This is a genomic window from Promicromonospora sp. MEB111, assembly GCF_030209445.1.
Classification (GTDB): domain Bacteria; phylum Actinomycetota; class Actinomycetes; order Actinomycetales; family Cellulomonadaceae; genus Promicromonospora.
Map to the genome: position 1 here is coordinate 383,816 of NZ_JARVSD010000011.1, position 24,273 is coordinate 408,088.

21 protein-coding genes are annotated in these 24,273 nt (G+C 72.5%); 10 read left to right on the forward strand and 11 right to left on the reverse strand.

What is annotated here, in order from left to right; all coding sequences use genetic code 11:
• Positions 1-31: 31 nt before the first annotated feature.
• The 3 genes from QRN56_RS14470 to QRN56_RS14480 are packed head-to-tail and all read right to left on the reverse strand — an operon-like array spanning position 32 to position 3,099.
• Positions 32-928, reverse strand: a complete 897-nt coding sequence (locus QRN56_RS14470) for a carbohydrate ABC transporter permease (protein ID WP_285104357.1) — start codon at positions 926-928, stop codon at positions 32-34.
• Positions 928-1,818, reverse strand: a complete 891-nt coding sequence (locus QRN56_RS14475; protein WP_285104359.1) for a carbohydrate ABC transporter permease — start codon at positions 1,816-1,818, stop codon at positions 928-930. Before QRN56_RS14475 ends, QRN56_RS14470 begins: the two co-directional genes overlap by 1 nt.
• A gap of 3 nt (positions 1,819-1,821) precedes the next feature.
• The gene (locus QRN56_RS14480; RefSeq protein WP_285104360.1) at positions 1,822-3,099 is read right to left on the reverse strand and encodes an extracellular solute-binding protein; all 1,278 of its coding nucleotides are present in this window, start codon (positions 3,097-3,099) and stop codon (positions 1,822-1,824) included.
• 195 nt (positions 3,100-3,294) lie between these two features.
• Between QRN56_RS14480 and QRN56_RS14485 the strand changes: the two genes are divergently transcribed.
• Positions 3,295-4,302, forward strand: coding sequence for a LacI family DNA-binding transcriptional regulator (locus QRN56_RS14485; RefSeq protein WP_285104362.1), 1,008 nt, complete (start codon positions 3,295-3,297; stop codon positions 4,300-4,302).
• 38 nt (positions 4,303-4,340) lie between these two features.
• Here the strand turns inward: QRN56_RS14485 and QRN56_RS14490 are convergent, their stop codons facing one another.
• Positions 4,341-5,948 (reverse strand): MGH1-like glycoside hydrolase domain-containing protein, encoded by a 1,608-nt coding sequence (locus tag QRN56_RS14490; RefSeq protein WP_285104364.1) that lies wholly within the window; start codon positions 5,946-5,948, stop codon positions 4,341-4,343.
• Positions 5,949-5,952: 4 nt separating this feature from the next.
• A complete protein-coding gene (locus QRN56_RS14495) occupies positions 5,953-7,281 on the reverse strand; it encodes an ABC transporter substrate-binding protein (protein ID WP_285104365.1) in 1,329 nt (442 codons plus the stop codon).
• Positions 7,282-7,535: 254 nt separating this feature from the next.
• Between QRN56_RS14495 and QRN56_RS14500 the strand changes: the two genes are divergently transcribed.
• Together QRN56_RS14500 and QRN56_RS14505 are read left to right on the forward strand one after the other, a co-directional pair.
• Positions 7,536-8,411: a carbohydrate ABC transporter permease gene (locus tag QRN56_RS14500; RefSeq protein ID WP_502928803.1), complete on the forward strand. Its 876-nt coding sequence runs from the start codon at positions 7,536-7,538 to the stop codon at positions 8,409-8,411.
• Complete coding sequence (locus QRN56_RS14505) at positions 8,401-9,309, forward strand: carbohydrate ABC transporter permease (protein WP_285104368.1); 909 nt, start codon at positions 8,401-8,403, stop codon at positions 9,307-9,309. The genes QRN56_RS14500 and QRN56_RS14505 overlap by 11 nt, the downstream gene beginning before the upstream one ends.
• A 33-nt stretch (positions 9,310-9,342) precedes the next feature.
• Here QRN56_RS14505 and QRN56_RS14510 read toward each other — a convergent pair whose 3' ends face one another.
• A complete protein-coding gene (locus QRN56_RS14510; protein ID WP_285104371.1) occupies positions 9,343-10,107 on the reverse strand; it encodes a lysophospholipid acyltransferase family protein in 765 nt (254 codons plus the stop codon).
• Positions 10,108-10,162: 55 nt separating this feature from the next.
• On the opposite strand from QRN56_RS14510, the gene QRN56_RS14515 reads away from it, so the two are divergent.
• On the forward strand, positions 10,163-10,888 hold the full coding sequence (locus tag QRN56_RS14515; RefSeq protein ID WP_285104373.1) for a hypothetical protein: 726 nt from the start codon (positions 10,163-10,165) through the stop codon (positions 10,886-10,888).
• Between the two features lie 236 nt (positions 10,889-11,124).
• Here the strand turns inward: QRN56_RS14515 and QRN56_RS14520 are convergent, their stop codons facing one another.
• A complete protein-coding gene (locus tag QRN56_RS14520) occupies positions 11,125-12,069 on the reverse strand; it encodes an ROK family glucokinase (RefSeq protein WP_285104375.1) in 945 nt (314 codons plus the stop codon).
• 165 nt (positions 12,070-12,234) lie between these two features.
• On the opposite strand from QRN56_RS14520, the gene QRN56_RS14525 reads away from it, so the two are divergent.
• The gene (locus QRN56_RS14525; protein WP_285104376.1) at positions 12,235-14,067 is read left to right on the forward strand and encodes an AMP-dependent synthetase/ligase; all 1,833 of its coding nucleotides are present in this window, start codon (positions 12,235-12,237) and stop codon (positions 14,065-14,067) included.
• A gap of 105 nt (positions 14,068-14,172) precedes the next feature.
• Here the strand turns inward: QRN56_RS14525 and QRN56_RS14530 are convergent, their stop codons facing one another.
• A complete protein-coding gene (locus QRN56_RS14530; protein ID WP_285104377.1) occupies positions 14,173-14,742 on the reverse strand; it encodes a GNAT family N-acetyltransferase in 570 nt (189 codons plus the stop codon).
• Positions 14,743-14,957: 215 nt separating this feature from the next.
• On the opposite strand from QRN56_RS14530, the gene QRN56_RS14535 reads away from it, so the two are divergent.
• Together QRN56_RS14535 and QRN56_RS14540 are read left to right on the forward strand one after the other, a co-directional pair.
• On the forward strand, positions 14,958-16,184 hold the full coding sequence (locus QRN56_RS14535) for a pyrophosphate--fructose-6-phosphate 1-phosphotransferase (RefSeq protein ID WP_108495681.1): 1,227 nt from the start codon (positions 14,958-14,960) through the stop codon (positions 16,182-16,184).
• A gap of 76 nt (positions 16,185-16,260) precedes the next feature.
• Complete coding sequence (locus tag QRN56_RS14540) at positions 16,261-17,622, forward strand: class II 3-deoxy-7-phosphoheptulonate synthase (RefSeq protein ID WP_285104378.1); 1,362 nt, start codon at positions 16,261-16,263, stop codon at positions 17,620-17,622.
• Between the two features lie 71 nt (positions 17,623-17,693).
• On the opposite strand, the gene QRN56_RS14545 is transcribed toward QRN56_RS14540, so the two are convergent.
• Positions 17,694-18,059, reverse strand: a complete 366-nt coding sequence (locus QRN56_RS14545) for an Rv2175c family DNA-binding protein (protein ID WP_285104380.1) — start codon at positions 18,057-18,059, stop codon at positions 17,694-17,696.
• Positions 18,060-18,177: 118 nt separating this feature from the next.
• On the opposite strand from QRN56_RS14545, the gene pknB reads away from it, so the two are divergent.
• Positions 18,178-20,073, forward strand: a complete 1,896-nt coding sequence (gene pknB, locus QRN56_RS14550) for a Stk1 family PASTA domain-containing Ser/Thr kinase (protein ID WP_285104382.1) — start codon at positions 18,178-18,180, stop codon at positions 20,071-20,073.
• Between the two features lie 53 nt (positions 20,074-20,126).
• Here pknB and QRN56_RS14555 read toward each other — a convergent pair whose 3' ends face one another.
• Together QRN56_RS14555 and QRN56_RS14560 are read right to left on the reverse strand one after the other, a co-directional pair.
• A complete protein-coding gene (locus QRN56_RS14555; protein ID WP_285104384.1) occupies positions 20,127-21,290 on the reverse strand; it encodes a polyprenyl synthetase family protein in 1,164 nt (387 codons plus the stop codon).
• A 9-nt stretch (positions 21,291-21,299) separates the two neighbouring features.
• On the reverse strand, positions 21,300-21,896 hold the full coding sequence (locus tag QRN56_RS14560) for a hypothetical protein (protein WP_285104385.1): 597 nt from the start codon (positions 21,894-21,896) through the stop codon (positions 21,300-21,302).
• Between the two features lie 160 nt (positions 21,897-22,056).
• Between QRN56_RS14560 and QRN56_RS14565 the strand changes: the two genes are divergently transcribed.
• Complete coding sequence (locus QRN56_RS14565) at positions 22,057-23,781, forward strand: DUF4192 domain-containing protein (RefSeq protein WP_285104387.1); 1,725 nt, start codon at positions 22,057-22,059, stop codon at positions 23,779-23,781.
• Positions 23,782-23,843: 62 nt separating this feature from the next.
• Entirely contained in the window at positions 23,844-24,209 is a 366-nt protein-coding gene (locus QRN56_RS14570; RefSeq protein WP_285104389.1) for a universal stress protein, read from the forward strand.
• Positions 24,210-24,273 lie beyond the last annotated feature (64 nt).

A 24,273-nucleotide genomic window follows, 5' to 3' on the forward strand; every position in this document is an offset into this window, starting at 1 on the left:
GCGGCTGGCGTGGTGGGGCTGGGTGGTGCGGCTACTTGAGCCCGGTGGTCGAGATGCCCTGCACGATGTGGCGCTGCAGGGCCAGGAAGACGATGAGGATGGGCAGCACGATGACGGTCGCGCCCGCCACCAGCAGGCCGTACTGCACGGTGTTCTGGCCCGTGGAGTACAGGGCGAGCGCCACGGGCAGCGTGTACTTGTCGGCCGACTGGACGGCGACCAGGGGCCACAGGAAGTTGTTCCAGGACCCGAGGAACGTCAGGATGCCGAGCGTCGCCAGCGCGGGCTTCGTCTGCGGCAGCACGACGGCGAAGAACGTCCGGAACTCGCCGGCGCCGTCGACGCGGGCGGCGTCGAGCAGCTCGTCCGGGATGTCGAGCATGAACTGCCGCATCAGGAACACGCCGAACGGCGCCGCCAGGAACGGCAGGATCAGCGCCGCGTAGGTGTTGATGAGGTCCAGGTTGGCCACGAGCACGAACAGCGGCACGAACGTGACCATGCCGGGGACCATCAGCGTGCCCATGATCAGCAGGAACAGGGCGCGGCGGCCGGGGAAGTCGAGCTTGGCCAGGGCGTAGCCGACCATGGCGCTGAACAGCACCGACCCGGCGGTGACGACCAGCGCCACGACCACCGAGTTGGCGAAGAACCGCGGGAAGTCGAGCGTCGCGAACAGCTCGGTGTAGTTGTCCCACGTGGGCTGCTCGGGGAACAGGGTCGGCGGGAACTGCCGGATCTCACCCTCGGGCTTGACCGAGGAGACGATCATCCACACGAGCGGCCCGAACGAGGCCGCGAGGCCCAGCAGGAGCACGACGTTGAGGAGGATCGCGCGCGGCGTGAAGCGGCGGGCGGCGGGCCGGCTGGGGGCGGAGGGGCGCGGGGCGGTGCGGCGCGTGCCGGACCGCTCGGACAGGACCGTCATCACTTCTCCGTCCTGAGCAGGCGGAACTGGAGGTAGGACAGGATCACGATGGCGACGAACAACACGTAGCTCATCGCGGCCGACAGGCCGTAGTTCCCGAACCCGAACTGGTTGAAGACCTCGTAGGCCACCGAGTTGGTGGCCCCGAGCGGCCCGCCCTGCGTCATGACGAACGGCTCCTCGAAGAACTGCAGGTAGCCGATGCCGGTGATGACGGCGCAGAACAGCAGGGTGGGCCGCAGCAGCGGCACCGTGATGGACCGGAACTGCCGCACGGCACCCGCGCCGTCGATGGCCGAGGCCTCGTACAGGTCGCGCGGGATGCCCTGCAGCCCGGCCAGCAGGATCACCATGGAGTACCCGACGTTGCGCCAGGTCGCCATCATGATCAGCGACGGCATGGCCCAGACCTCGTCGGTGAGCCAGCGCGGCCCGTCGATCCCGACCAGGCCGAGGGCCGAGTTCACGAGCCCGAAGTCGGGCTGCAGGAGGAACCGCCACACCACCGCCACCGCGACGATCGACGTCACGACCGGGGCGTAGAAGCCCACGCGGAACACGGACCGGAACCAGACCAGGCCCGAGTTCAGCAGGACCGCCAGCAGCAGCGCCACCCCGAGCGTGAGCGGCATGGCCACCCCGACGAAGTAGAGCGTGTTGCCGGCGGCCTGCTGGAACTTCGGGTCGGCCAGCGCGGCCGCGAAGTTGTCGAACCCCACGAAGTTCACGGCCCAGGGCGTCCGGAGGTCCGCGCCGTGCATGTCGGTGAACGCCATGTACAGCGAGGACGCCACCGGGACCAGCATGAACACGGCGAACAGGATCGTGAAGGGCAGCGCGAAGCCCCAGGCGGCGAGGCCCGTGCGGCGGCGGCGTGCGGAGATAGCCACGGGTCAGTCCAGGCCCGTCCCGATCGAGGTGGCCGCTTCCTGCATCTTGGCGGCGGCTTCCTCCGGGGTCAGGTCTCCCGCGATGGTCTGCTCGATGATGAGGTCGAGCTCGTGCTCGATCTCCGACCAGGTGGGGATCGCGGGGGTGGAGCGCGCGGTCTCCAGCACGCCCTGGTACATGGCTACGGCCTCGTCGTCGGCCAGCGCCGGGTCCTCCCACGAGGCCTGGACGGCCGGCAGGTCGTTCGAGATGCCGAACCAGTCGACCTGGGTGGCCGGGTCGGTGGCGAACTGCACGAACTTCCAGGCGGAGTCGGGGTTCGCGGCGTCCGCGAGGACGGCGAGGTTGGAGCCGCCGATGAACGACGCCGTCGCCTCGTCGGCGGGCAGCGGCACCACGCCGAACTTGTCGGCGAAGTCGTCACCCGCGGTGGTCAGCAGGTTGGCGCGCTCCCACGGGCCCGAGACGAACGAGCCGAGCTTGCCGTCGATGAAGTTCTGCACCTTCTCCTCCTCGACGAGCACCGGCGGGGCGAGCCCGTCGCGCATGAACGAGGAGTAGTACTCCAGCGCCTTGACCTGGGCGTCGTTGTCGAGCGTGAACTCGCCGGCGTCGTCCAGGATCTCGCCGCCCGCCTGCCAGTAGAACGGGAAGTACATCAGCGCGGTCGAGTTGCCGCGCGTCTGCAGCGCGATGCCGTGCTCGGCCCCGGCGTCCTGCAGCCCGGCCGCGAAGTCGGTGAGGCCCGCCCAGTCCGCGGGCGCCTCGACACCGGCCTCCTCGGCGAGGTCGGTGCGGTAGTACAGCACGCGCGACTCGACGTACCACGGCACGCCGTACGAGGTGCCGTCGACCTCGGTGGTCTCCCAGGCGCCCGGGAAGAACGCCGAGGAGTCGATGTCCTCGGGCGTGGGCGCCAGGCCGTCCAGGCCCACGAAGCCGCTCATCAGGGTGGTGCCGACCTGCATGACGTCGGGCACCTCGCCGGTGGCGATGGCGGTGTTGATCTTCTCGGTGGACGACTCCCACGGCACCGGCGTCACGTTCACGGTGACGTCCGGGTTGTCGGCCTCGAACTGCTCGGCGAGCTCGGGCAGCAGCTCACCCTCCGTGCCCATCGCCCAGACCTCGACGGTGCCCGTCGCGGGACCCTCCGAGATGCTGCTGGCGCTGTCTGCCGTGGTGCCGGCCTCGTCGCTGCGTCCGCACCCGGTCAGGGCGAGGGCCAGCGTGAGGGTCGACGCCGTCGCCGCTGCGGCGAGGCGAGGTGTCCTGTTCACGATCACTCCTTTGTTGACCTGCTTCCGAAATTTCGAAGCCGAATCTCGGAAAGACCCCGGGAGGTTAGACGGGCCGCCGGATGGTGTCAATCGGCCGCTAGCCTCCGACCGCTTGGTTTACAGGGGCATGCGACGGGATGGGCTACCATCCTGATTTCGGAAACGCTTGCTTCACCGATGTCCGACGGAGGACCCATGGCAACCGACCAGCCGCACATCCCGCTCGCCGTCGTGGCGGCCGAGGCGGGCGTCTCGGTCCCGACGGTCTCCAAGGTCCTCAACGCCCGGCCCGACGTGTCCGGCAAGACCCGGGCCCGCGTCACCGAGGCGCTGGCGCGGCACGGCTACGAGGTGCGCCCGCCGCAGGCCAAGCCCACCGGCATGATCGACGTCCGCATCGTCGACTTCGAGGGGACGTGGTCCGAGGCCGTGGTCCGCGGCGCCGTGGCCGGCGCCCGCCGGTTCGGGCTCGACGTGGTCCTGGCGGTCGAGCCCGACCCCGACGACTGCAGCGCCTGGGTGCGGCACGCGCTGGAACGCGGGACGGACGGCCTGGTCAGCATCGTCGCGGTGCCCGACGCCGAGGCGCGGCGCGCCCTGGAGCAGACCGGCACGCCGCTCGTCGTCGTCGACCCGCGGCAGCGCCCGCCGGAGGGCATGCTCAGCGTGGGCGCCACCAACTTCCAGGGCGGGCTGGAGGCGACGGCGCACCTGCTGTCCCTCGGCCACACGCGTATCGCCACCATCACCGGCGCGCTGGAGCAGGACAACGCCATCGCGCGGCTCGCGGGCTATCGCGCCGCCATGATCCGGGCGGGTCTGACCACCGACGACGACCTCGTCCACGTGGGCGCGTACGGCGTGACCTCCGGGTACGAGGGCGCGCAGCGGCTCCTGGGCCTGGACGACCCGCCCACCGCGATCTTCGCGAGCAGCGACGACACGGCGCTCGGGGCGCTGCGGGCCCTGCGCGAGGCCGGGCTCGTCGTGCCGCGCGACGTCTCGCTCGTGGGCTTCGACGACCTGCCCATCGCGCCGTGGATCGACCCCGCGCTCACCACGGTGCGCCAGCCGCTCGCCGAGATGGGCGCCACCGCCGTCGACCTGGTGTACCGCGCCCGCACCGCGAGCGGGCACACCCTGCGCACCGAGCTCGCGACCAGCCTCGTGGTGCGGAGCTCCACCGCGGCGCCGGTTCGTTAGGCCGGCGGTTCTTCTGGCAGCGGCGCGGCGCGGCGCGGTCAGCGCGGCGCCACGCGCTCGTTCGGGGCGAGGGTCAGGTCCGTGCGGGTGCCGTCGGGCAGGGTGAGGGTCCCGGCGACGGGGCGGCCGGACACCCCGGTCACCGCCACCACCTCGCCCGACGGCGCCAGCTCGACCCGCCAGCCCACCGGGAAGGCGAGCCACGGCGAGCCGTCGCGGGTCACCGCGACCCGGTCGCCCGCGACGGTCTGTGCCCAGACGCCGGAGCGCGTGGGCCGCTCGTAGGTCAGCGACTCCACGCCCGGCCACCGGCCCGGGTCGGCGGCGGACAGGCCGGTGCACAGCACGCCGCCGTCGGGCAGCTCCAGGACGCCGAAGAACCGTTCGACCGCGTCCAGGAAGAACAGCGCGGCGGGGGAGTAGCCCGACCCGTACCCGGCGTCGCCGGTCCACGGGTCGAGGGTCTGGGGGAACCGGTCGGCCCGCAGCAGGGCGTCGAACGCCCCGCGCAGCGCCCGGGCCAGCTCGGCGGTGCGCCCGTGCGCCTCGAACGCGCGCGGGGCGCGCAGCAGCGCGAGGAAGTTTACGGGCCCGCCCCACGAGTTGCGCGTCGCGTCGCGGTCGAACCGGGGGTCGTCCAGGGCCACGGAGGTGAACCCGGCCGGTGCCAGGAACCCGCGGGTGCTCAGCAGGTGCCGGCGGAGCAGCCGGTCGAAGAGCGCGTCGTCGCCCACCCCGCACGCCAGGACCCGCAGCAGCACGTCCGTGCGGATCCGCACCGGCTCGCCCGTTGCGTCCCGGTCGTACCAGGTCTCGTCGCCGGCGTGCCACAGGCGGTCCAGCGCCGCGAGGCTGTCCGACGCCGCGGTCCGCCACGGGCGCGGGTCCTCGCCCAGATCCTCGGCGGCCCGGGCGAGATGGACGCGGCGGGCGTAGGCCTCGGCGGTCAGGTCGGGGGCGACGAACGGGAGCAGGGGGTGCGCCGCGTCGAAGCACGCGGGGTCGCCGTCCGGGCAGGTGTCGGGGACGTGCCAGAACCGGGGCGAGGCGTCGTGCCCGGTGTCGTAGGTGCAGAACGCCTCGACGCCGCCGGTGCCGCGGGTGTCCCGGTGCTCGGCGACCCAGGCGTCGTCCGCGGCCAGGGCCGCGTACATCTCACGCAGGTAGTCGGTGTCGCGATTTCCGGCGCCGCTGTCCCCGGGGCCCGATCCTGTCCGCAGGTACTGTTCCCACACGCTCCTGGCCAGCGGTGTGACGCGCTGGATCTGCGCGTGGGCGGGTCCGTCGTCCGTCACCTTGTAGGGCAGCAGGCCGTCGTCACGCGCCCCGCGGGCGAGCAGCAGGTGGGTGTCGCGGGCGACGCCGGGCGCGAACCGGCCCAGGACCTCGGTGCTGATGCTGCCCGTGCTCTCCAGCCAGCAGCCCGGGTAGGGGCCGCCCTCGGTGAGGGCCGCGGTGAGGGGCTCGGTGAGGGGCTCGGTGGGCGCGCCGCCGTCCGCCCCGGCGGGAGAGCCGGGCAGCGGGCGGACGCACGCGGCGACGTCGGTCAGCGCCGCGTGCCACGTGGCGGCGAGCGCCGCGGCGCGCTCGCCGCCGGTGACGCGCAGAGACGTACCGGCGGCGAGCCGTTCGGGGGTCAGGGGCACCGGGCTACTCGAGTGCCGCCGACATGTCCGCGGTCCACGCCTCGGCCGCCTCCTGCGGTGTCATGGTGCCGAAGAGCACCTCGGAGTCGTACAGGATCGTGGTGTCGTTGAGGATCGAGCCGCCCTCCGGCTGCGGGGGAGCGGGCTCGGCCGTCTCGCCGATCTCCTGCACGTACGCGCCGGACTCCGCGTCCTTGGGCGAGAGGTCGCCCTCGATGGCGGAGAACACCTCGGTGTTGAACGGCAGGCCGCGGTCGGCCAGGATCTTGCTGCCCGCCTCCGGGCTGTTGACCAGGTAGTCCACGAGCAGGGCCGAGGCCTCCGGGTGCTCCGACTGGGACGAGACGGCCCAGTACTGCGAGGGCAGCACGGTGACGCCGGGGTGCTCGAACTCCTGCTCGCCGGGGATCTTCAGCAGCACCAGGTCGTCGCCGGACGCGTCCGCGTAGGTGCCCAGCAGGTTGGAGTAGACGAAGCCCATCGCGGCCTTGCCGGTGCCCATCAGCGTGAGCTCGGGGGACTGGCCCTGGAACTCCGTGGTGACCTCGGCGGACGGCTGCGCGCCCGACTCGACGAGGCCCAGCTCCAGGTCCCAGAAGTCCACGAGGGTGTCGGTGTCCACGGCGAGCTGTCCGTCCCAGTCGTAGATGCCCGTGCCGCGCTGCCCGGCGTAGCTGCCGAGGATGTCGGTCACCTGCATCTCGAACCCGTAGGTGTCGTCGTCGGGGTGCTCGTCCGAGATCTCGGCGGCCAGGTCGGCGAACTCGTCCCAGGTCCACGTCTCGTCGTCCGGCAGCTCGACGCCGGCCTCCTCGAAGATCCGGGGGTTGGCGAGCAGGCCGATCGCGTTGCCGCCGGTCGGGGCCCCGTAGACGGCGTCCTCGTACGTGGCGCCGGACAGGGCGGCCTCGTTGAAGGCCGACATGTCGAGCTGTTCGCCCAGGGTGCCCAGGTCCACGAGCGCGCCCTTGGCCCCGTACTCCAGCGGGTAGGCGCCGCCGAGGGCCATGACGTCGGGCGCGTCGCTCGCGGCGGTGGAGGTGGCGATCTTGTCGAAGTACGACTCGAAGTCGCTGGGCTCGGTCTCGACGGTGATGTTGGGGTGCTCGGTCATGAAGTCGGCCACGACGTCGTCTGTGGTCGCGTTCCGGTCCGCCTCGCCCCACCAGCTCAGCCGGAGCGTGACCTCCTCGTCGGGGTCGTACTCGCCGCCCCCGCCTCCGCCGGCTCCGGCCGGGTCGACGGCGCAGCCGGCCGTCAGGAGGGTGAGCGTCGCACCGGCGGCGACCAGCGCCGTCGTCGTGCGCCTGGAACCTGCACGTGCTTTTCGCATCCCTGCGCCTCGCTTCATTGCGATCGGGTCCGTGATGGTGGGCGTCAACGTATGCGGGGCTATTGAATCGTGTCAACGATCTGTGCTTCACTTCCCGCAATCGTTATCCAGAACGGTTTCGAAGGCGGGCGCCCAAGAACGGGGGCACGTCGAGGACGAGGAGGTCCTGCGTGAGCAGCATCGGTGAGCTGCGCACCCTGGCGCGTGGACGGCGCCGTCCGGCACCCGGGCCGGACGGGACCGCCGCCCGGAAGATCCGCTACCCCGACGCGAAGGCGGGCTACGCCTTCCTGACCCCCTGGCTGATCGGTCTGGTGACGTTCACCGTGGGCCCGATCCTGGCCTCGGCGTACCTGTCGCTGACCGACTACAACCTGCTCCAGCCCGCCCAGTTCATCGGGCTGGAGAACTACGCGGACATGCTCGGCGACCGCCGGCTGTGGGCCTCCCTGCGGGTCACGGTGGTCTACGTGGTGGTGTCCGTGCCGCTCCAGCTCGCGCTGGCGCTCGCGATCGCCCTGCTGCTGGACCGCGGCATGCGGGGGCTGGCGTTCTACCGGTCCGTCTTCTACCTGCCCTCCCTGCTGGGCGGGTCGGTCGCCGTCGCCATCCTGTGGCGCCAGGTGTTCGGCACGGACGGGCTGGTGAACTGGGTGCTGGCACTGGTGGGCATCGACGGCCCGGGCTGGATCTCCAACCCGTCCACCGCGCTGAGCACGATCATCGTGCTGCACATCTGGACCTTCGGGTCACCGATGGTGATCTTCCTGGCAGGCCTGCGGCAGATCCCGGCCGTGTACCACGAGGCCGCGCAGGTCGACGGCGCCTCGCCCGGCCGGCGGTTCGTGTCCATCACGCTGCCGCTGCTCAGCCCCATCATCTTCTTCAACCTGGTGCTCCAGGTGATCTTCGCGTTCCAGACCTTCACGCAGGCGTTCATCGTCTCGGGCGGCACCGGCGGGCCGAGCGACTCGACGCTCTTCTTCACGCTGTACCTGTACCGCGAGGGCTTCGGGAACCTGAACATGGGCTACGCGAGCGCGATGGCGTGGTTCCTGCTCACCATCATCTGCGCCTTCACGGCGTTCAACTTCTGGCTGTCGAGGTTCTGGGTGTTCTATGACGACTGAGACGACCGACCCCGCCCTTGTCTCCCGGTCGGCGCCTGCGCGGGTGCCCGCGCCGCGGCCACCGGTGCTGCGCCGCCAGGTCCGCAGCGTGCTCAAGCACGCCGGGCTGCTGGTGCTCTCGCTGCTGATGGTCTACCCGCTGATCTGGCTGGTGGTCGCGTCGCTGCGGCCCGACGACGAGATCTTCCGCGACCTCTCGATCCTCCTGACCGACCCGACCGCCGAGAACTACGCCTCCGGCTGGGACGCCCACCGGTACTCGTTCACCCGGTACTTCCTGAACTCCGCGGTGCTCTCGGTCGGGGCGATCCTCGGCAACCTGATCTCCTGCTCGCTGGCGGCCTACGCGTTCGCGCGCCTGCGGTTCCCGCTGCGCACCCTGTGGTTCGCGGTGATGCTGGCGACGATCATGCTGCCCGTCCACGTGGTGATCGTGCCGCAGTACGTGATCTTCGCCCAGCTCGGCTGGATCAACACGTTCCTGCCGCTCGTGGTGCCCAAGTTCCTGGCCACCGACGCGTTCTTCGTCTTCCTGATGGTCCAGTTCATCCGCGGCATCCCGCGCGAGCTGGACGACGCCGCCCGGCTGGACGGCGCCGGCCACCTTCGGATCTTCGGGCAGATCATCCTGCCGCTGATGGTCCCGGCGCTGGCGACCACCACGATCTTCACGTTCATCTGGACGTGGTCGGACTTCTTCGGGCCGCTGATCTACCTGACGTCGCAGGAGAACTGGACGGTGTCGCTCGCGCTGCGCGCGTTCCTCGACGCGACGTCGGAGTCGAATTTCGGCGGCATGTTCGCGATGTCGGTGCTGTCGCTGGTGCCGCTGTTCCTCGCGTTCCTGCTCGGACAGCGGTACCTGGTCAAGGGGATCGCGACCACGGGCATCAAGTAGGGGGAGCGGCGTTCGGGCCGGAGGCCGGGCCGGTCAGCGCTTGGGCCGGCGCGGCTTCTCGACCTCCGGCAGGGGCAGGCCGCCCGGGCCCTCCTCCGCCGTCGGGATCGCGGGCTCGCCGCGGGCCGCGCGCTCCTTGGCGCTGGCCGCGTACGCGTCCACGTACTCCTGACCGGACAGGGCCAGGATCGCGTACTCGATCTCGTCGGCGACGGCGCGCAGCACGAACTTGTCGCTCTCCATCCCCTTGTACCGGCTGAAGTCGAGGGGTTCGCCGATCACGGCGCCCAGCGGCATGAACGTGGGGATGGTCCGGCCCACCGGCTGGGCGACGTCGGTGTCGACCATGGCGACGGGGATGACCGGGGCACCCGACTCGAGCGCCATCCGGGCCACGCCCGTCTTCGCCTTGTAGAGGCGGCCGTCGGGGCTGCGGGTGCCCTCGGGGTAGATGCCGAACAGGCTGCCCTCGCGCAGCACGCGCAGTCCGGTGCGCAGCGCGGCCTCGCTGGCGGCGCCGCCGGAGCGGTCCACGGGGATGACGCCGATGCCGGTCATGAACCAGGCCACGATCTTGCCCTTGAGGCCCTTGCCCGTGAAGTAGTCGGACTTGCCGAGGAAGGTCACGCGGCGCGAGATCAGGAGCGGCAGGATGAACGAGTCGATCACCGCCAGGTGGTTGCTGGCCACGATCGCGGCGCCGGTCCGGGGCACGTTCTTGCCGCCGACGACCCACGGCTGGTACGCGAGGCGCAGCAGCGGGCCGACCAGCACGTTCCTCATCACCCAGTAGAACAAGATTCCTCCTCAAGACCCGCCCCCGCGGGCCCCCTGACGACAATAGAGTGTGCCCATGGCCGCATCGAACACCGACGACCGAGACGACGACGTGCCCGGCGACACCCCACGCGAGCTGGGCGACGACGACGTGGCATCGCGCTGGGCCGACATCGTCGCCACGCTTGGCGACATGGACGTCTCTCGGGCCGACGGGGACACCGACGGCGCGGAGAAGTCCGCCGAATCCTCTCAGACATCGCGACCCGGTGACGAGGGCAGCGACGACGACGGCGCTCGCGGTCGTGCGCCCGGCACCCGGGCCGACGACGAGACCGGTGACCGGGGCGTCGGCAAGGGCCGCCAGGTGGGCGGCTGGTCGGACGGCGGCTGGGCCGGCGGCGACTGGACGAGCACGGGTGACGCGGCCGACGAACCGGGCACGGGACCGGGCTCGTCGTCGGACGCGTCCGGGTCGCGCACGCCCTCGGGCCCGCGCGACTGGCCCCTGTCGCCCGACGCCGAGGCGCTCGAGGAGGCGGAGTCCCACTTCACGCCGCCCGAGCCGCCCGCGCTGCTGTCGCGCGACCCGCTGCTCACCATGGCGTGGAGCTTCGTGGTCGGCGTGCCCGTGCTCGCGGTGATCGGCATGATCGTCTCCGCGGCGGTGCCGGCCGTCTCGATCCCGCCGCTGGCGGGTCAGATCGGGCTCGGCCTGTTCGTCGCCGGCCTGGGCGTGCTGATCTGGCGGATGCCGCACCAGCGCGACCCCGACGACGACGGACCGGGTGCCGTCGTCTGAGCCGGAGGCGCAGCGCAGGGTGAGGGCCGAGGAACGAGGCATCTCGCCCGGAGCGGAGCCGCAGGTTCGGACGACAGAAAATATCGCGTGAGCCGGAGGCGCAGCGCAGGGTGAGGGCCGAGGAACGAGGCATCTCGCCCGGAGCGGAGCCGCAGGCTGCAACGAGTCAGACCCACAGATCACCCGGGTGATCTGTGGGTCTGACTCGTTCCGGGCCGGTACGGGCCCAGGGGGGACTAGCGCCGGGCGAGGTCCGCCGCGCCGACGATGCCGGCCTCGTTGCCGTGCTCGGCCAGCTCGATCTTGGCCACGGGCCGGTGGCCCATCGCGGAGAGCTGCGCCTCGAAGCCGCGGCGCACCGGGCCGAGCAGCAGGTCGCCGGCCGCGCCGACGCCGCCGCCGATCACGATGAGCTCGGGGTCCAGCAGGGCCGCGACCGACGCGGATCCCTCGCCGATCCAGCGGCCCAGGGTCGCGAGCAGCTCGATCGACAGCTCGTCGCCCTCCTGGGCAGCCTCGGTCACCATCTTGCCCCGGATCTTCTCCGGGTCGCCGCCCGCGAGCTCCAGCAGGCGGTCCGCCTGGTCCACCCGGGCGACGGCGGCGTGCTGGGCGTCACGCTCCAGGGCGCTGCCCGACGCGTACTGCTCCCAGCAGCCCTCGTGGCCGCACCCGCAGTAGTGGCCCTCCGGCACGACGCGCATGTGCCCCACCTCGGCGGCCATGCCCCACTTGCCGCGCACGAGCTCCCGCTCGGAGATGACGGCGCCGCCCAGGCCGGTGCCGACGGTGAGCATCAGCATGTCGGTGGCCTCGCGGCCCGCGCCGAACCGGAACTCGGCCCAGCCGGCGGCGTTGGCGTCGTTCTCCACGACGATCGGCAGGTCGGCGTCGACGAGCTCGGCGACCTTCGCGGCCAGCGGGTACTCGCGCCAGGCGATGTTGGGCGCGAAGTTCACCGATGTGCGGTCGGGGCTCACGAAGCCGGCCGCGGCCAGGCCGATCGCTCCCACCTCGTGCTCCTTGACGAGCTCGTTGCACGCGTCCGCGATGGCCCGGTCGATGTGCGCGACGTCGTCGGCGTCGGTCTCCCGGCGCACCTGGGCGAGGATCTTGCCCTCCTCGTCGACGACTCCCACAGCGATCTTGGTGCCGCCGATGTCGACCCCGATGGCGTGCATTCGTCCTCACGTTCTCTCGTTGCGCGACGGCCGCGAGGACCGTCCAGAAGGGGGCTGCACCGAGAAGGTGCGCACACCCAGGGTAGCGACCGCGAGGAGTGCAACACGCGGAGTCCGTTTCCCGGTATCTTTGCAGGCACGGTCAGTACTGCCACTGGAGTCAGAATGGACGAGATCTTCAGCCCGATCCTCATCGAGCTGCCCCCCACCTCCAATCTCAACGATGTGCTCGCCGAGCGGGTCGGCGCCGGCGCCGACAAGCCGATGATGGAGGTTCCTGCGGGGAAGGGCGAGCCCTGGCGGGTCGTCAGTGCCGGCGAGTTCGACGCCCAGGTGGTCGCTGTGGCGAAGGGCCTGGTGGCCCGCGGGATCGAGCCCGGGGACCGCGTCGGCATCATGTGCCGCACGCGGTACGAGTGGGCCGTGCTGGACTTCGCGGCGTGGGCCGCGGGCGCGGTGCCCGTCCCGGTCTACGAGACGTCCTCGGCCGAGCAGGTCGAGTGGATCCTGTCCGACGCCGAGGTGAAGGTGGTCTTCGCCGAGACCCCGGCCAACGCCGCCACCGTCGCCGAGGTGCGCGACGCGGTCCCGCTCGTGACCGACGTGCTCGTCATCGACGACGGTGCGCTCGACGCGGTCGCGGCCGAGGGTGCGGACGTGCCCGACGACGAGATCGCCCGGCGCCGGGGTCTCTCCGGGCTCGACGACCTGGCCACGATCATCTACACCTCGGGGACCACGGGTCGCCCCAAGGGCGCCGAGCTGACGCACCGCAACTTCGCGTCGCTCGCCGTGAACGCCGTCGAGGCCGTGCCGGAGGTGTTCGCCAAGGAGGGCGGACGCACCCTCCTGTTCATCCCGATGGCGCACGTGTTCGCACGCTACATCCACGTGCTCGCGGTGGCGGGCGGTGTGGTCACCGGGCACTGGGGCGACACGTCCACGCTGGTCGACGCCCTGGGCGAGTTCAAGCCGACCTTCATCCTCGCGGTGCCGCGCGTGTTCGAGAAGGTCTACAACACGGCCGAGCAGACGGCGGCGGCCGGCGGCAAGGCCAAGATCTTCCACTGGGCCACGGCGACGGGCATCGCGTGGTCGCGGGCGCTCGACACGCCGTCGGGCCCGGGGCTGGGCCTGCGGCTGCAGCACGCGGTCGCCAGCGCGCTGGTCTTCTCCAAGCTGCGCGCCAAGCTCGGCGGGCGCGCGGAGTTCGCGGTGTCCGGCGGCGGCCCGCTCGGCGAGCGGCTCGGCCACTTCTACCGGGGCCTGGGCCTCAAGGTGCTCGAGGGCTACGGCCTCACCGAGTCCACCGCGCCGACCAGCGTGAACCGTCCCACGGCGACGAAGATCGGCTCGGTCGGCCTGCAGCTCCCGGGCTGCGGCGTCAAGATCGCCGAGGACAGCGAGATCCTGCTCAAGGGCCACCACATCTTCCGGGCGTACCACAAGAACGAGGCCGCCACGGCGGAGGCGTTCACCGAGGACGGCTGGTTCCGCACGGGCGACCTGGGCGTGCTGGACGACGACGGGTTCCTCACGATCACCGGCCGCAAGAAGGAGATCATCGTCACGGCGGGCGGCAAGAACGTGGCGCCCTCGATGCTGGAGGACCGCATCCGCGCGCACGCCCTGGTGAGCCAGTGCGTCGTCGTCGGTGACGGCAAGCCGTTCATCGGGGCGCTCTTCACGCTCGACGCCGAGGGCCTGCCGGGCTGGCTGAAGATGCACGGCAAGCCGGTGATGTCGGTCGACGAGGCCCGCAAGGACCCGGACGTCCTCGCGGCCCTCGACGGCGCGGTGCAGCGGGCGAACAAGGCGGTCTCGAAGGCCGAGTCGATCCGCAAGTACACGGTGCTGGCGGGCGACCTGACGATCGAGAACGGGTACCTCACCCCCAAGCAGAGCGTGAAGCGGGCGGTGTTCCTCAAGGACTTCGACGCCGACGTCGAGCGCCTGTACGCGGACAAGAACAAGGACAGCCTGCACCTCCTCAACTGAGGCCGGCCGACCCTCGCTCGTGTCGGAGCATGTGTCAGGCCCACAGGTCACCTGGGTGACCTGTGGGTCTGACACGTGTCTGAGGCGTGTCTGAAGCGGGCGGGGTCAGCTCGTCGTGAACGAGATCCAGGTGTCCGGCGGCAGGTCCGGGCGGCCCGGGACGGCGCGGTGCTCCTCGGTCCAGGCCGCGCCGACGGCGTCCGTGGCCACCGCCCGCCAGAAGCGCACCGCCGGCGGGTTGGCGTCCTGGAAAGCGACGTCCCAGCGGCCGGGGAACGCGGCCAGCACGTGGGCCGCGAGCTCCCGCCCGACGCCGATGCGCCGCACGCCGCGCACCACGAAGAACGAGCTGAGCACGCGGGTCGGCCCGTCGAGCCCGCGCACCAGGGCGAATCCGACCGGCGACGGCGCCGCGCCGGTGGGCTCCAGGTGCGCGACGACGCCGCGCCAGCCCGGGTCGGTGAACGCCGCGTCCAGCCGTTCGCGCCGGAACTGACCGGTCGCATCGGGCAGCGCGCCCGAGACCTCGGACATGTCGTGCCGGAACAGGAGCCACAGCCGCTCCAGGACCGGCTGGTCGCTGCTGGTGGTGGGCCGGATCGTCAGTCGTGCCGGCGGGGTCTGCGGTGAGTTCGTCGTGCCTGGTGAGTTCGCCGTGCGTGGTGAGTTCGTCATAACGGAAAGCCTCCCGGGCCGCTGGGCGCCGGGAGGCTCACCGCCATTCTCTCATGCGCGGGACGCCGTCCGACAGCGCCCGTCCGGACGTGCTCAGTCACCGGACGTGCCGAGCGCTGCCCCCGGCGCTCAGTAGGATGACGACGAAGGGTGCCGCGCGGGCGATCGCCGGCGGCGGCGCCCCCGAAAGTTCCCTGATGAGAGGTGCTCCTCCGATGGCTGTTCGTCGTGTGGCCCTGCTGACCGCCGGCGGCTTCGCGCCCTGCCTGTCGTCCTCGGTCGGCGGTCTGATCGAGCGTTACACCGAGCTCGACCCCGAGATCGAGATCATTGCCTACCTGCACGGCTACCACGGCCTGCTGACGGGCAACAAGATCGAGATCGACGACGAGGCTCGCAAGCAGGCTCACGTCCTGCACAAGTTCGGCGGCTCGCCGATCGGCAACTCGCGCGTGAAGCTGACCAACGTCAAGGACGCGGTCAAGCGCGGCCTCGTGCAGGAGGGTCAGGACCCGCTGCACGTCGCCGCGGAGCAGCTCAAGGCCGACGGCGTGGACGTGCTGCACACCATCGGTGGTGACGACACCAACACGACGGCCGCCGACCTCGCCGCCTACCTGCACGAGAACGGCTACGAGCTGACCGTCGTGGGCCTGCCCAAGACGATCGACAACGACGTGGTGCCGATCAAGCAGTCGCTGGGCGCGTGGACCGCCGCCGAGGAGGGCGCGAAGTTCGCGGCCAACGTCATCGGCGAGAACCGCGTGGGCCCGCGCATGCTGATCGTGCACGAGGTCATGGGCCGCCACTGCGGCTGGCTGACCGCGGCCACGGCGCAGTCCTACCGCGGCTGGCTCGACGAGCAGGAGTGGGCACCGGCCCTGGGTCTGTCGCGCGAGCGCTGGGACGTGCACGCGGTGTTCCTGCCCGAGCTCGAGATCGACCTGGAGGGCGAGGCCAAGCGCCTGCGCGGCGTCATGGACGAGATCGGCAACGTCAACATCTTCCTGTCGGAGGGTGCGGGCATGCACGAGATCGTGGCCCAGCTCGAGGCGGCGGGCGAGACCGTGGAGCGCGACCCGTTCGGGCACGTGAAGCTCGACACGATCAACCCTGGCCAGTGGTTCGCCAAGCAGTTCGCGGAGAAGCTGGGCGCCGAGAAGGTCATGGTCCAGAAGTCGGGCTACTTCTCGCGCGCCGCGGCCGCCAACTCCGAGGACCTGCGCCTCATCAAGTCGATGACCGACTACGCGGTCGAGTGCGCGCTGCGCGGCGAGTCCGGCGTCATCGGCCACGACGAGGAGGACGGTGACCGGCTCAAGGCCATCGCGTTCCCGCGTATCGCCGGCGGCAAGGCGTTCGACGTCTCGCAGGAGTGGTTCGGCCAGATCCTCGCCGAGATCGGCCAGCCGCTCGTGCCGGCCGCTCCCGCGGAGCACTGAGCACCGTGCGGGCACCACTGGCGTCACAGGTGGCACCGGCACTGCTGGTAGCACCGGCACCGCGGACGGCGGGTCGATGAGCACCGTCGCCGACCCGGCCGAGCGCGCCGCCGGTCCGGCGGGGCTGGACCACTACCGCACGCTGGAGGCGCGCCAGCAGCCCACGTGGCCGGACCCGGCCGCACTGGCGGCCGCCACCGGCCGCCTGGCCCAGGCCGCGCCCATCGTGGTGCCCGCACAGGCCGACACCCTGACCGAGCGGCTCGCCGCCGCCGGCCGGGGCGAGGCGTTCCTGCTCCAGGGCGGGGACTGCGCGGAGACGTTCGCCGAGGCGAACGCCGACCGCATCCGCAACAAGATCCGCACCATCCTCCAGATGGCGGTGGTGCTCACCCACGGCGCGAGCACGCCCGTGGTGAAGATGGGCCGCATGGCCGGCCAGTACGCCAAGCCGCGCTCCAGCGACACCGAGACGCGCGACGGCGAGACGCTGCCCGCCTACCGCGGCGACATGATCAACGGCTTCCCGTTCACGCCGCAGGCCCGGATCCCCGACCCGGAGCGGCTGGAGCAGGCCTACCGGATCTCGTCGGCGACGGCCAACGTCGTGCGGGCCTTCACGCAGGGCGGTTTCGCCGACCTGCGGCAGGTGCACGAGTGGAACCGCGGCTTCATGAGCAACCCCGCCTACGCGCGGTACGAGAAGACGGCGGACGAGATCGACCGGGCCATCCGGTTCATGCACGCGTGCGGCGCCGACTTCGACGCGCTGCGCTCCGTCGAGTTCTTCCTGAGCCACGAGGCCCTGGTGCTCGACTACGAGCGGGCGCTGACCCGCACCGACCAGCGGACCGGCAACGCCTACGACACCAGCGCGCACTTCCTGTGGATCGGCGAGCGCACGCGTCAGCTCGACGGCGCCCACGTCGACTTCATGTCCCGGATCGCCAACCCCGTCGGCGTGAAGCTGGGCCCGACGACGACGCCGCACGACGCGCTGGCGCTCACCGAGCGGCTCAACCCGGACAACGTGCCCGGCCGCCTCACGTTCATCACGCGCATGGGCGCGGGCCGGGTCCGCGACGTGCTGCCGTCCCTGGTCGAGGCCGTGACGTGGTCCGGCGCGAACGTCACCTGGGTCACCGACCCGATGCACGGCAACACCATCACGTCGGACAGCGGCTACAAGACCCGCCGGCTGACGGACGTGCTCGACGAGGTGGCCGGGTTCTTCGAGGTGCACAAGGCGCTGGGCACCGTCCCGGGCGGCCTGCACATGGAGCTCACGGGCGACGACGTCACCGAGGTGCTCGGCGGCAGCGAGGAGATCTCCGACGCCGGCCTCGCGCTGCGCTACGAGACGCTCGTCGACCCGCGGCTGAACCACCAGCAGTCGCTGGAGCTGGCCTTCCAGGTCGCGGAGATGCTCCGCCGGTAGCGGTCACCGACAGCAGTCCTGCGGCCGGCCGTCCCGAGGGGCGGCCCGCCGCAGGATCGGGTCAGGTCGCGTCAGAGCAGCGTCTGCGCCACCCGGCGCACAGCGGCGCGCTTGCCGTCGATCAGGGCGTCCACGGGCCGCTCACCGAGCTCGTCGTTGGGCGTGAACAGCCACTCGAGGATCTCCTCCTCGGTGAACTGCGCGTCGGAGAGCACCATGATGGTGCCGCGGAGCGTCGGGATCACGCCAGGGCGTCCCTCGACGTCGGGCAGCACGAACAGGGCGGGGACCTGGAAGGTCGTGCGCTCACCACGCTTGATGCCGACGACGTGCCGGTCGCTCACCAGGCCGCGGGCCTTGCCGACCTCGATGTCGAGGGACTCGGCGAGGTCAGGGAGGGTCAGCCATTCGCCCACGAGGGCGTCGAGATCTGTCACGGGAGAAGCCTAGGCGACGAGGCCTGGGCCCGGGACACGGCAACGATCCGGCAACGGCCCGCCGTCCGGTATGCGCGTTCCTGCCGGGCCGTGGGTGGTCACCCGTACACTCCCACCCGTGGCTCAGGTGACGGCAGACCCTCTCATCGGCCGCCTGGTCGACGGGCGGTACGAGATAGTCGCGCGCGTGGCGCGCGGAGGCATGGCCACGGTGTACCGCGCGCACGACACGCGGCTGAACCGTGAGATCGCCCTGAAGGTGATGCACCCCCACCTCGCGGAGGGGGAGCAGGCCGCGAGCTTCCGCCAGCGCTTCGAGCGCGAGGCCCGGTCGGCCGCCGGCCTGCAGCACCACGGCGTCGTCGCCGTCTACGACCAGGGCACCGACGGCGACATGCGCTACCTGACCATGGAGTACGTGCCGGGCACCAACCTGCGCCAGCTCATCCGCGACGGCGACCTCACGCTGCGCCGCTCGTTCGCGATCCTCGACGTGGTGCTCTCCGCGCTCGCGGCGGCGCACGCCAAGGGGATCGTGCACCGCGACATCAAGCCGGAGAACGTGCTGCTGGAGGAGGGCACCGGGCGGCCCAAGGTGGCGGACTTCGGCCTGGCCCGCGCCATCTCCGAGGTGTCGAACACGACGACGGGCACGATCCTGGGCACGGTGGCCTACCTCGCACCCGAGACCATCGCCACGGGGCACGTCGACACGCGCGCCGACGTGTACGCCGTGGGGATCCTCGCGTTCGAGCTGTTCACCGGCCGCCTGCCGCACGAGGGGGAGGGGCCCATCCAGGTCGCGTTCGCGCACGTCAACACCGACGTGCCGCCCGTGAGCGCGTTCGCCGGCCACCTGGGCCGCCCGCTCGACGTCCTGGTCCGGGCACTCACCGCGCGGGACCCGGACCGGCGCCCGCACGACGCCGCGGTGGCGCTCGACGCCCTGCGCAGCACGTTCCGGCAGATCCCCAACGAGGTGCTGGACATCCCCGCCAAGGTGGCGCCGCCGCCGTCGTCCGCCGCGGTGAAGGCCGCGCGCACCGCGGTCGTGGAGCGGCCGCCGGCCGGCCAGTGGGCGGTGCCGCAGCAGACGCCGCAGCCGCCTCCGCCGCCACCCGCGCGGCAGCCGCGCCGCGGCGGCAAGATCCTGCTGGGCGTCGCGCTGGTCGCGGTCCTGTTCAGCGCCTGGTGGTACACGGAGCACGGCCCGGGTGCCTACGCGGTGGTCCCCGACGGCGTGGTGGGCGTGGCCGTGGCTCAGGCCGAGGAGGCGCTGACCGAGGCCGGGCTGACGTCGTCGAACGTGGAGCAGCACGACTCCGACGTGCCCGAGGGCGAGGTCATCTCGGTGGTCCCCGACGAGGGGCGGCGCTCGCAGCGCGACGAGCCCGTGCGCCTGGTGGTCTCGCTCGGGCCGGAGGTGGCCGAGGTGCCTGCCGGGCTGGTGGGCATGACCGAGGAGCAGGCCCGGGCGGCGCTGGGTGACGTCGGCCTCGTCGACGTCGAGGTCTCGCGCGAGTACTCCGCCGACGTGCCGCGCGACCAGGTGATCTGGGCTTCCGTGCGCGACGGCGGCACCGTGCCGACCGACGAGACCGTCCGGCTCACCGTCTCCGACGGGCCCCCGCCGGTGACCGTGCCCGAGCTGACGGGCCTGTCGGCGGGCGAGGCGGAGGACGCGCTCGTCGCCCAGGGGTTCGACGTCGTCCGGGAGGACACGTTCGACAAGAAGGCAGAGGCCGGGACGGTGATCCGCACCAAGCCGGGCGGGGGCAAGGGTGCCGAGCCGGGCAGCACCGTCACCATCGTGGTCAGCATGGGTGCCCAGGGCACCGTGCCCGACGTCGTCGGGTTGTCCGTCGAGGACGCCCAGGCGCTGCTCGACGAGGCCGGCTACACGTCGGTGGTGCGCGGCTTCGGCGAGCTGTTCGACGAGGGCGTCAAGGAGACCGAGCCCGTCGCGGGGGAGAAGCTGAAGAAGGGCGAAGAGGTCACCCTCTGGACCTGGTGAGCTGGGCTGGCGAGGCTGGTGAGCTGGGCTGGCGAGGCTGGGCCGGGTGAGGCTCAGGCCGTCCGGTCGACCGCGGCGTGGGCCAGGTCGGTGAGCAGGCCGCGGCCTGGCTCCGCCAGGTCCGCCAGGTCCAGCAGCGCGTGGCCGCGGACGGCGAGATCGGCGATGAGCTCCTCGACCGCGTCCAGCGCACCGGAGCCGACGATGACCTCGCGCACCCGTGCCACGTCGTCGTCGGACAGGTCGGGGTTGCCGAGCGCGGCGACCAGCACGGCCGCCTCAGGGCCGTCGGCGTCGGGCAGCAGTGCCAGGGTGCGGGCCACGACCACCGTGCGCTTGCCCTCGCGCAGGTCGTCACCGGCGGGCTTGCCCGTGACGGCCGGGTCGCCGAAGACGCCGAGCACGTCGTCCCGGAGCTGGAACGCCTCGCCCAGCGGTTGGCCCGCCGCCTCGATCCCGGCCGCCGCCTGCGGGCCCGCGCCAGCCAGCAGCGCGCCCAGCGCGAGCGGGGCGGCCACGGAGTAGCTCGCCGTCTTGGCGCGCAGCACGTTCCGGGCGCGCTCCTCGTCGGCGGCGGGGTCCTGGCCCCACGGCTCCGCCTGCACCAGCACGTCCAGGAACTGGCCCACGACCACCTCGCTCTGCATCGCGTCGAAGCGGGCGCGGGTCGCCTCGGCGACGGCCGCGGGCAGCGGTGCGAGCGCCGCCGACAGCTCGCGCTGGGCGGCCAGGAGCACCAGGTCGCCGATCAGGATGGCGGCGGAGTCGCCGAACCGCACCGGCTCGCCGGCCCACGCCGCGCCCGCGTGCTTCGCGGCGAACGCGCGGTGCGCCGTGGGGCGGCCACGGCGGGTGTCGGAGTTGTCCATCACGTCGTCGTGCAGCAGGGCCGCGGCCTGGAACAGCTCCAGCGCGGCGCCCACCCGGACGGTCGCGACGCGGGCGGGGTCGGCCGGGTCGGCGGATCCGCCGTGCGCGCGGAACGACCAGTAGCAGAACGCGGCTCGCAGCCGCTTGCCGCCCGCGAGCAGACCCGCCGCCTCCTCGACCATGGCCTCGGCGCTCGGGCTGATCGCCCCGACCTCGGCCGTCAGCCGGGCGAGGTGGGCGCTCACCGCGGCGTCGACGTCGCCGCGGAGCTGCTCGGCGTCCACGAGGGCGGCGGGGCTCAGGGGGCGGGGGTCGCGGGGGCTGGTACGGACAGGTGAGGCGGGCACGGCACCAGCCTATGGGGTGCGGACGGTGCCGCTGATCGAGCAGAGGCGCCGCTCCCCGTCGTCGAGCACGCCCACCACGAGCGACTCCTGCACCTCGCCCGACTTCTCCTTGGTGATGCGCAGGAACGCGGTCTGCGCGGTGAGGCCGCTCGCCTCCGGCGCGTCGATCCGCCGGAAACCCTGCCCCGTGAGGATCTTCTCGGCCTGCTTGATCACCTGGTCCGTCGGGCGGCTCGACGACAGGTTGAGCGTGACCTGGGTCATCGGGACGGCCTTGGTCTTCGACCCCGTCGACGCCGTGGGCACGGGCTGCGCCGACGAGGCGAGCAGTGTGGCGTCCTTCGGCATGGGGAACAGATCGGGCGGGAACCCCTGCGCGTAGGTGGCCACCGCGGACGACGGGTCGAAGGTCGGCAGCTCGGTCGGTCCGCCGGTCGCGGCGCCGCCCGGCTCAGGGCCGGCGGTGCTGCCGGTGGTGGTGCCACCGGTGGTGGTGCTGCCCGCCGCGGACTGTTCGGTCCCGGCGCCGCAGCCCCCGGTGGCGAGCGCCAGCCCGACGGCGGCGGCGAGCGCGGCCGTGCGGCGGGCTGTGGCGAAGCGGGGCACGTCGCACACGGTAGCCGCACAGGCCCGGGTGACGACAGCGTGCGGTGATGAGACCGTCTGGACGGGGCGGTGCGGGAGCGAGCGCGACCACAGGAAGCCGGTTGTCCACACGGCCCGCCCGGGCGCGCCGCCGTCCTGCCGGCGGGCTGAGATCGTCCACATGAACCTCGACAACGGCACGGACCGGGACGGCGTCCCGAACGACAGCTCCCCTCACGACAGCCCCGCAAACGACGCCTCCCGTCGCGACATCCCGGCGAACGCCGACCCCGGGTACGGCATCTCCCAGGACGACATCCGCCGGACGGAGGTCCCCGGCGCCGTCACCCCGGCGCGCGGCCGGCGTCCGGACCGCGGTCGGACGCCTGCCGCACCGGCCGCCGGGGTGGTCCCGAACGAACGGGTCGTCCGCGTGTCGGGGCCGGAGGACCTCCTCGCCTACGTCCCGTACCGACTCGGCTTCGAGCCGGTCGAGTCCGCGGTGGTGGTGAGCCTGACCGGCCCGCGCCAACGGGTGGGGCTGGTGGCCCGGGTCGACCTGACCGACCTCCGCCTGCGCCGGCCGAGCGACCCCGACGGGCCCGACGGTGGCGCCACGGCCCGCTGGCTCGCCGACCACGTGGTGGCCGACGGCGCGGACCGGGCCGTCGTGGTGCTGTACACCGCCACGGACGCCACGGCGCGGTCCGGCGCCGCGCGGCTCGCGGCGGACCTGCTCCGGGCGCGTCTCGACCGGCGGCTCCCCGGGACCGAGGTCTGGCTCGTGACGCCGACGGGCTTCCGGGCGCTCGACTGCGCCGACCCGAGGTGCTGCCCGGCCGAGGGCCGGCCGTTGTCCGCGCTCCAGGGCACCCGCGTCGCCGCCCACATGGTCCTGGAGGGCCGCACCGTGGCCGGCACCCGCGAGGAGCGGTACACCCTGCGGGCCGCGCCCGAGGCCGCCCGCACGCAGGCTCGGCGGGCTGCGGCGCGCTGGACCGACACCTACCGCCGGCTGCTGCACCGGACCAGGTTCCCGAACGGTGGTGGCCCGATCGACGGTGGTCCCGTCGACGGCGCGGCGTTCGGCCTGGGGCCAGCCGGGGACACGGCCGGACGCTCCGCCGGACGCTCTGCCAGTAGCTCTGCCGGAAGCCCTGCCGGAGGCACGGCCAGGACGGCGGCCCGGAACGCGGCCCGGAACGCGGCACGCAGCGCAGGCCGGGGCCTGGCCGTGCGGGCCGAGCAGGTCGCGCAGGCCGAGCGGGCGCTCGCCGACTGGGGAGCGGAGAGCCTCGGCCTGTGGCGTGCCGCGGTGCGTGCCACGGCGCGTGCGACACCCGGCGAACGCGTGCCGCTCTCCCCGGTGGACCTGGGCAAGATCGGTGCGGCGCTCGCGGACACGCCCGTCCGGGACGCGGTGCTGCTCAGCCTTGCGCCTGGCACGGCGGAGACGGCGCTCCGTACCGCGCGGCGGGAGGCGGACGGCGACACGGACCGGTCCACCGGAGCCGTCATGGCGCAGATCATCGACCCGCAACGGGGCATCCCGCCCGACGAGGGCATCACCCGCCCGGCCCGCGACGTGCTGGAGGCCGTGGTCACGCACGTGCCCCGCAACCGGCGGGCCCCGGCGTACCTGCTGCTGGCGCTCGTGGCCTGGTGGCACGGCGACGGCGGGCTGGCGGCCGAGCGGGTGTCGGACGCGCTGGGCGTGGACCCGGACTACCGGCTCGCGCTCCTGCTGCGCAGCGCGATCGTCGGCGGCGTCCCGCCGGGCTGGGTGCGGCGGGAGCAGGCCCTCTTCCACGGTGATCCCCGTGGCGACGCCCACAGCGACACCCACAGCGATCCTCACGGTGATCCCCACGGTGAGGCGGGATCGGACGAGATGGCTGCGGTGTGAGTGCGGCGGGAGCGTCGTGTGCGGCATCGACCGGGCCGCGGTGTGGGGTAGCGTCGGCTGACATGACGATCGTCGTCGGCCACCTCGCCACGCCCGAGGGCCGAGAGGCCCTCAGTACCGCTGTCACCGAGGCCCGGGAGCGCAACGCCCCGCTGGTCGTCGTCACGAGCGGGAAGCGTCCCGTCGACGAGTGCCAGGCCGAGCTCGACGAGCTCGCGACCGGCCCGGCGGCCGGGCTCGACGTGCGCGTCGAGGAGGGCACCGGCGACCTCGCCGAGGACCTGATCCGTGCGGCCACGAGCACCGGCGCCGACCTGATCGTGATCGGCCTTCGCAAGCGCAGCCCCGTCGGCAAGCTCATCCTCGGCGCGGGTGCGCAGCGGATCCTCGTCGAGGCGCCGTGCCCGGTGCTCGCCGTCAAGGTCTGATCCTGCGGTGTCTGATCCTGCGGTGTCTGATCCTGCGGTGTCTGATCCTGCGGTGTCTGATCCT